Annotated in this window: 2 protein-coding genes and 1 pseudogene; all 3 read left to right on the top strand. The window is 73.3% G+C overall.

The window, feature by feature from the left end; all coding sequences use genetic code 11:
* Positions 1-1,008: pseudogene (locus QZ433_RS14535) on the top strand (amidase family protein); the annotation flags it as partial.
* 26 nt (positions 1,009-1,034) lie between these two features.
* A complete protein-coding gene (locus QZ433_RS14530; RefSeq protein WP_295784815.1) occupies positions 1,035-3,860 on the top strand; it encodes an aminotransferase class III-fold pyridoxal phosphate-dependent enzyme in 2,826 nt (941 codons plus the stop codon).
* Between the two features lie 41 nt (positions 3,861-3,901).
* Positions 3,902-4,404, top strand: a 503-nt coding sequence (locus QZ433_RS14525) for an agmatine/peptidylarginine deiminase (RefSeq protein ID WP_295784813.1), incomplete at its 3' end; no start/stop codon positions are given.

Below are 4,404 nucleotides of genomic sequence, written 5' to 3'. Positions count from 1 at the left end.
TACGAGAAGCTGCACGAGGGCGACGAGGACTTCCTCGACCGCGGGTTCGTGACGCGGGAGTTCCTCGACGACGAGGTCGGCGACCTCGCGGTGTGGGCCATGGACACCTTCCTGCGCACGAACGCGGACCCCGCGCTGCCCCGCCTCGCCGACGCGGACGCCGCGCTGATCTTCCCGCACCCGCCCGGGGCGCTCCCCGACCGGTACGGCATCTGGCACTACGACATCTCGTACGACATCGGCGAGTACGTCGCCCGCGCTCAGCAGTGGCGGCCCGACTGGCGCGAGGTCGAGAGCCTCGAGAAGGGCTTGCGCGGACTCGAGCACACCCGACGCGTCGATTTCGAGGAGTGGATGGATGCCGAGGGCATCGACGCCGTCGTCTTCCCCACGCAGTCCGACGTCGGTCCCGCCGACGCCGACGTGAACCCCGCCTCGGCCGACATCGCGTGGCGCAACGGCGTGTGGGTCTCGAACGGCAACCTCGTACCGCGCCACCTCGGCATCCCCACGGTCACCGTTCCGATGGGCACGATGGCCGACACCGGGATGCCGGTGGGTCTGACGATCGCCGGCCCCGCCTATAGCGACACCCGGCTCGTGCAGCTGGGGGCCGCGATCGCCGGCCTCGGGGCGCGGCGCACCGCCCCCGGCCGCACGCCCGCCCTGCCCGACGAGGCGCTCTTCACCGAACCGCGACCGGCGGGCGAGGGAGAGCTCGACGTGCGCATCGACGAGGTCGTCCACGAGGGTGGCACCGTGCGCTTCGCCGCGTCGATCACCGGCGCGCACGCCGTCGACCACGCCGCCTACGTCGACGGCGTGCGGGTCGACGTCGAGATCGAGGGCGACCGCCTGCGTGGTGTGGCCCGCATCGCCGCCGACGCGTACGGTCAGCCCGTGAGCGAGTGGGTCGCGCCCTCCGGCCCCCTCGTCGTCGTCGCCGTGCGCGACGCCGGCGGAGCCGTCGCCGGCGCCGTCGGCACGGCATCCGACTCTCCCCTGTGACACCCGAATCACCCGAGGAACAGCCCGTGAGCGAAACAGCACCGATCCCGGTCTTCGACTACTTCAGCCAGGTCGACCTGCCCACCCCGACGCTCTCCGACGACGAGGTGCGCACGCTCTTCACCGACGCCTTCGGCGTCGAGATCGACGTGCACGCGCTCGGCAGCCAGCAGGACCAGAACTTCCGCGTCTTCCGCCGCGGCGAATCGCTCCCGCTGGGCGTGCTGAAACTGAGCAACCCGGTGTTCAGCGAGGCCGAGATCGACATGCAGGATGCCGCGGCCGCCCTCGTCGCCGACCGCAGCCCGCACGTGCGCATCCCGCGCCTCGTCGAGGGACCCCGCGGCGCGATGTCGGCGTGGTGGGACTCGAGCGAAGGCCGCATCCACGCCCGCGTGATCGAGAACATCGCGGGGAGCACTCTCACGGGCTCGCGGTACCTCTCCCCCGCCGTCGTCGAGGGGCTCGGCGCCCTCGCCGGCGCGGTGAGCCTCTCGCTCGCCGACTTCGAGCATCCCGCGAGCGGCCGCGTGCTGCAGTGGGACCTGCGCCACGCCGAGCGCGTGATCGACACGCTGCTGCCCCTCGAACCGGACGTCGGGGTGCGCGAGGTCGTGCAGCGCGCGGCCGACGCCGCTCGCGCCGCGCTCGCCCCGGTCGCCGACGCCCTGCCGGTGCAGGCCGGCCACTTCGACGTCACCGACGACAACGTGCTGCGCGCCCCCGGTGCGACGGTGCCCGACGCGGTGATCGATTTCGGCGACGTGTGCGCGTCGTGGCGCGTGGGCGAGATCGCGGTGACCGTGTCGTCGGTGCTGCACCACGACGGCGCGACACCCGACAGCGCGCTCCCCGCCATCAGCGCCTTCGACCGCGTCCGCGACCTCACCGACGACGAGATCACCGCCCTCTGGCCGCTCGTCGTGCTCCGCGGTGCGGTCCTCGTGCTGAGCGGGCGCGCGCAGGTGCGCCTCGACGACGCGAACGACTACGCCTCGGGCGCCCTCGATCGGGAGTTCCGCATCCTCGAGCAGGCGGCATCCGTCCCCCTCCCCGTGCTCGCCGCCGCCACCCGCGCGGCCCTCGGCCGGCCGCGCCGCGCCGAGCCGGTCGCGACCGGATCGACGCTCACCGCCCTCGGTCGCCACGTCGAGCTCGACGCCTCGACCGAGTCGCCCCTCAACGACGCCGGCGCGTGGCTCGACGCCGCGACGCTCGACGCCGCAGCCCTCGCCGCTCTCGACGCGGGCGCCGCCGTCGTGACCGTGCCCGCCTGGCTCGCGCGCCTGACCGGCACGGTCGACCCGCTCCCCTCGACCGCGCAGACGGTGCCGACCGACATCCTCGTGTGGACGGCCGAGCCGCTCGCGCCGGACGCCGGGCTCGTGTGGACCACCGCCGACGGCGAGCCCGCCGCGGGCGCGCTCCCCGCGCGCGTGCGCCTCTCGGCCCGCCGCGCGTTCGAGGGACTCGTCCCGCCGCCGCGCACCACGCGCGCCCTCGCCGACGCGTGGCGGGAGGTGGCCGGCGATCCCGGTGCGGTCCTCGGCATCCCCGCGCCCGTTCCCGCGACCGACGACTCGCTGCAGCGGCGACGCGAGGTGCTCGCCGAGGTGCAGGAGCACTACTACGGCACCCCGCCGCGCATCGAACGCGGGTGGAGGGAGCACCTGATCGACGTCGACGGCCGCGTCTACCTCGACATGGTCAACAACGTCGCCTCGGTCGGTCACGCCCACCCGCACGTCGTCGAGGCCGGCGCACGGCAGATGCACCTGCTCAACACCAACTCGCGCTTCCACTACCGCGCGATCGCCGACTTCGCCGACCGGATCGCGGCGACCCTGCCCGAGGGCTTCGACACGGTGTTCTTCGTCAACTCCGGCTCCGAGGCCACCGACCTCGCGATCCGCCTGGCGATGGCCGCGACCGGTCGCCCCGACATCGTCGCGATGCGCGAGGCGTATCACGGCTGGACCTACGCCAGCGATGCCGTGTCGACCTCGATCGCCGACAACCCGTTCGCGCTCGAGACCCGCCCCGAGTGGGTGCACACGGTCGACGCCGCCAACTCCTACCGCGGGAAGCACCGGGGGGCGGATGCCGCGGCCTACGCCCCCGAAGCCGTCGCGGTGATCGACGAACTCGCGGCATCCGGTCGCCCGCCGGCGGGAATGATCGCCGAGACGTACTTCGGCAACGCCGGCGGCGTCGCCCTGCCCGACGGATACCTCACCCAGGTCTACGCCGCGATCCGCCGCCACGGCGGTCTCGCGATCGCCGACGAGGTGCAGGTCGGATACGGGCGCCTGGGCGAGTGGTTCTGGGGCTTCCAGCAGCAGGGCGCCGTGCCCGACATCGTCGCGGTCGCGAAGTCGATCGGCGGCGGGCACCCCCTCGGCGCCGTGATCACGCGCCGCGAGATCGCCGACCGCTACCGCACCCAGGGCTACTTCTTCTCGTCCACCGGCGGCTCCCCCGTGTCGTCGGCCATCGGCATGGCCGTGCTCGACGTGATCGAGAAGGAGGGCCTGCAGGAGAACGCCCGCGTCGTCGGCGCGCACCTGAAGAGCCGTCTCGAAGAGCTCGGCGGGCGGCATCCGCTCATCGGCACCGTGCACGGATCGGGGCTCTACCTCGGCGTCGAGTTCGTGCGCGACCGCGAGACACTCGAACCCGCCACGGCCGAGACCGCCGCGATCTGCGACCGCCTGCTCGAGCTCGGCGTCATCATGCAGCCGACCGGCGACTTCCAGAACGTGCTGAAGATCAAGCCGCCGCTGGTGGTCACGCGCGCCAGCGTCGACGTCTTCGTCGACGCGCTGGATCGCGTTCTCAGCACAGGGTTCTGAACCCGCCGCCGCCCCCACCGAACCGACCCGAGGAGCCCGCCATGTGGCGCATGCCCATCGAATCCGCCCCGCACGAGCGCACGTGGATGGCGTTCCCCCGCGAGGGCGTCACCCTCGGCGCGGGCGCCGAGACCCGCGAGGAGGGCTACCGCGCGTGGACCGAGGTCGCGCACGCCGTCGCGCAGTTCGAGCCCGTCACGATGGTCGTCGACCCGAGCGAGATCGCGCGCGCCCGGCGCATGCTCTCCGCCGACGTCGAGATCGTCGAAGCGCCCCTCGACGAGTTCTGGATGCGCGACGTGGGCCCCACCTTCGTCGTCGACCCGGAGCGCCCGGGCGTGCTCGGCGCCGTCGACTGGATCTTCAACGGCTGGGGCGCCCCCGACTGGGCCGAGTGGCAGAAGTCGGCGCTCCTCGCGCGCATGATCGCCGAGCACGTCGGCGCCGAGCGGATCGACTCCCTGCTCGTCGCCGAGGGCGGAGGCCTGCACGTCGACGGCCAGGGCACCGTGCTGCTCACCGAGACGGTGCAGCTCGACCCGCG

The organism is uncultured Microbacterium sp. (assembly GCF_913776565.1).
Lineage (GTDB): Bacteria > Actinomycetota > Actinomycetes > Actinomycetales > Microbacteriaceae > Microbacterium.
This window is presented reverse-complemented; position numbering and strand designations above follow the sequence as displayed.